General features: G+C 65.6%; 2 protein-coding genes. Both read left to right on the top strand.

The features are described from left to right. The coding region (locus EOA29_RS28090; protein ID WP_281061115.1) for an NADH-ubiquinone oxidoreductase-F iron-sulfur binding region domain-containing protein at nucleotides 1-614 on the top strand (614 nt) is incomplete at its 5' end. 10 nt (nucleotides 615-624) lie between these two features. Beyond that, a complete protein-coding gene (gene fdhF / locus EOA29_RS28085) occupies nucleotides 625-3,537 on the top strand; it encodes a formate dehydrogenase subunit alpha (protein ID WP_126090460.1) in 2,913 nt (970 codons plus the stop codon). The last annotated feature ends 341 nt before the right edge of the window (nucleotides 3,538-3,878 follow it).

Here is a 3,878-nt window from a genome sequence, read left to right as displayed (position 1 = left end):
TGCCGATCATCATGGACAAGGGCGCCGCCTACTACAAGGATTTCGGCATGGGCCGCTCGCGCGGCACGATCCCGATCCAGATCGCCGGCAACGTCAAGCATGGCGGGCTGTTCGAAACCGCCTTCGGCCTGACGCTGGGCGAGATCGTCGACAAGATCGGCGGCGGCACGGCTTCGGGACGTCCGGTGAAGGCGGTGCAGGTCGGCGGCCCGCTCGGCGCCTATTTCCCGCGCACGCTGTTCGACACGCCGTTCGACTACGAAGCCTTCGCCGCCAAGGACGGGCTGATCGGCCATGCCGGCATCACTGTGTTCGACGACACCGCCGACATGATGAAGCAGGCGCGCTTCGCCATGGAATTCTGCGCCATCGAAAGCTGCGGCAAGTGCACGCCCTGCCGCATCGGCTCGACGCGCGGCATGGAGGTTCTCGACAAGGTCGCGGCCGGCATCGAAGCGGAGAAGAACCTCGCTCTGGTCACCGACCTCTGCAACACGATGAAGTTCGGATCGCTCTGTGCGCTGGGCGGCTTCACGCCTTACCCGGTGATGAGCTCGATCACGCATTTCCCCGAGGATTTCAAGCCGGCGCCGGCGCGCGTGGCTGCCGAATAGGAGCTGGCAGATGAACATCAAAGCCGACTTCCCGACACTCATCGAAGAAATCGACTACGGAACGCCGGAGTCGAAAGCGACGAAGCAGGTCACGCTGACGGTCGACGGGCAAAGCATCACCGTGCCGGAAGGTACATCGATCATGCGCGCGGCGATGGAAGGCGGGGTCGAGATCCCGAAGCTTTGCGCCACCGACATGCTGGACTCCTTCGGCTCCTGCCGCGTCTGCCTGGTCGAGATCGAAGGCCGCGCCGGCACGCCGGCCTCCTGCACGACGCCTGTTGCCGAAGGCATCGTGGTGCGCACGCAGTCGGACCGGCTCGACGCCATCCGCCGCGGCGTCATGGAGCTCTACGTCTCCGACCACCCGACCGGCTGGAACGAGAAGGCCGGCACCGGCGCCAGCGAATTCGACGCGGTGGCGAAGTCGGTCGGGCTCTCCGAGAACCGCTACGGCGTCGAAGGCCGCAATCACGTCAAGGAAGAGAACGGCGTCGCGCCCGGCCATGGCTCGCTGGCGGTCGATTATATCGCCCGCGACGAATCCAATCCTTATTTCACCTACGACCCTGCACAATGCATCGTCTGCTCGCGCTGCGTGCGGGCCTGCGAGGAGGTGCAGGGCACCTTCGCGCTGACCATCGAGGGTCGCGGCTTCGAGTCGCGCATGGTCGCCGGCATGCATGAGGACTTCATCGCTTCCGAATGCGTGTCCTGCGGCGCCTGCGTTCAGGCCTGCCCGACCGATGCGCTGCGTGAGAAGACGGTGCTCGAGAAGGGCATGCCGGAGCGCTCGGCCGTCACCACCTGTGCCTATTGCGGCGTCGGCTGCTCGTTCAAGGCCGAAGTCAAGGGTGACGAGGTCATCCGCATGATGCCCTACAAGGACGGCAAGGCGAACCACGGCCATTCCTGCGTCAAGGGCCGTTTCGCTTATGGCTACGCCACCCATAAGGACCGCATCCTGTCGCCGATGATCCGCGAGAAGATTTCCGATCCGTGGCGCGAAGTGAGCTGGGAAGAGGCGATCGCCCATACTGCCAAGGAGTTCCGCCGCATCCAGTATCAGTATGGACGCAGCGCCATCGGCGGCATCACCTCCTCGCGCTGCACGAATGAGGAGACCTATCTCGTCCAGAAGCTGGTGCGGCAGGGCTTCCGCAACAACAATGTCGATACCTGCGCGCGCGTCTGCCATTCGCCGACGGGCTACGGCCTCGGCCAGACCTACGGCACCTCGGCCGGCACGCAGGATTTCGACTCGGTCGAATTCACCGATGTCGCCGTCATCATCGGCGCCAACCCCGTCTCCGCCCACCCGGTGTTCGCCTCGCGGCTGAAGAAGCGGCTGCGTCAGGGCGCCAAGCTGATCGTCATCGATCCGCGCCGGACCGAGATGGTGAAATCGGCGCATGTCGAAGCGGACTATCACCTGCCGCTCAAGCCCGGCACCAACGTGGCGGTGCTGACGGCGCTGGCGCATGTCGTCGTCACCGAGGGCCTGTTCAACGAAGCCTTCATCCGCGAACGCTGCGATTGGGCCGAGTTCCAGGACTGGGCGTCCTTCGTCGCTTTGCCGGAGAACAGCCCCGAAACCGTCGGCAAGCTTTCCGGCGTCGATCCGGAGCTGATCCGGGGTGCCGCGCGCCTCTACGCCAAGGGCGGCAATGGCGCGATCTACTACGGCCTCGGCGTCACCGAACACAGCCAGGGCTCGACCACGGTGATGGCGATCGCCAACCTCGCCATGGCCACCGGCAATATCGGCCGGCCAGGCGTCGGCGTGAACCCGCTGCGCGGCCAGAACAACGTGCAGGGCTCCTGCGACATGGGCTCCTTCCCGCATGAGCTGCCCGGCTATCGCCACATCTCCGGCGAGGCCGTGCGCGACATCTATGAGAGCCTGTGGGGCGTGAAGCTGGACGAAGAACCCGGCCTGCGCATCCCCAACATGCTGGATGCCGCCGTCGACGGTTCCTTCAAGGGCATCTACATCCAGGGCGAGGACATCCTGCAGTCCGACCCCGACACCAAGCATGTCGCCGCAGGGCTGGCCGCGATGGAATGCGTCGTGGTGCACGACCTGTTCCTCAACGAGACGGCGAACTACGCGCATGTCTTCCTGCCAGGCTCGACCTTCCTCGAGAAGGACGGCACCTTCACCAATGCCGAGCGCCGCATCAACATGGTGCGCAAGGTGCTGGAGCCGAAGGCGGGCTATGCCGACTGGGAGGCGACGCAGGAGCTTGCCCGCGCCATCGGGCTCGACTGGAACTACACGCATCCGTCTGAGATCATGGACGAGATCGCCAAGACGACGCCGAGCTTCGCCGGCGTGTCGTTCGAACTGCTCGACCGCGTCGGATCGGTGCAATGGCCGTGCAACGAGAAGGCGCCGCTCGGCACGCCGATCATGCATGTCGGCGGCTTCGTGCGCGGCAAGGGCAAGTTCATCCGCACCGAATATGTGGCGACCGACGAACGGACAGGTCCGCGTTATCCGCTGCTGCTCACCACCGGGCGGATTCTCTCGCAGTACAATGTCGGCGCGCAGACCAGGCGCACCGAGAATGTCGCGTGGCATGCCGAGGACCGGCTGGAGATCCACCCGCACGACGCCGAGAACCGCGGCATCCGCGACGGCGACTGGGTGCGGCTGGCGAGCCGTTCCGGCGAGACCACGCTGCGCGCGCTGATCACCGACCGCGTGTCGCCGGGCGTCGTCTACACGACCTTCCACCACCCGGACACGCAGGCCAACGTGATCACGACCGACTTCTCGGACTGGGCGACCAACTGTCCGGAGTACAAGGTCACCGCCGTGCAGGTGGCGCCGTCCAACGGCCCGACCGAGTGGCAGACGGAGTATAACGAGCAGGCGCGCCAGAGCCGCCGCATCGCCCCGCTGCAGGCGGCGGAGTAGTTTGTGTCGAGGCAAGAGCTTCAATCTTGACGGCTGATCGACCCCCACTCCGTCGAGCTTCGCTCGACACCTCTCCCCCGATCGACGGGGGAGAGGAAAGCGCGCGTACGACAGGCTCCCTTCCTCTCCCTCCGGAGGGGGGAGAGGTGGCGCTGCGAAGCAGCGACGGAGTGGGGGATGGCCTGGGAGAGCAATCGCCCGTTGAAGCAAGACGCTTCCTAAGTGAAATGGCCGGCAGGCCAAAGGTTGGCGCCTCGTGACCCGCCCTCCTGTCTCTCAGATCTCTCGTCTCGCGCATCGCGCCGGCGGCACCGCGGCCGCGAACCGCATGGTGCCGGAGG

Source organism: Mesorhizobium sp. M1E.F.Ca.ET.063.01.1.1 (assembly GCF_003998155.1).
Classification (GTDB): Bacteria; Pseudomonadota; Alphaproteobacteria; order Rhizobiales; family Rhizobiaceae; genus Mesorhizobium.
This window is presented reverse-complemented; position numbering and strand designations above follow the sequence as displayed.

Bases quoted from the DNA above. Each gene is read 5' to 3' on its own strand.
- fdhF (WP_126090460.1), top strand. From the start codon at position 625: ATGAACATCAAAGCCGACTTCCCGACACTCATCGAAGAAATCGACTAC.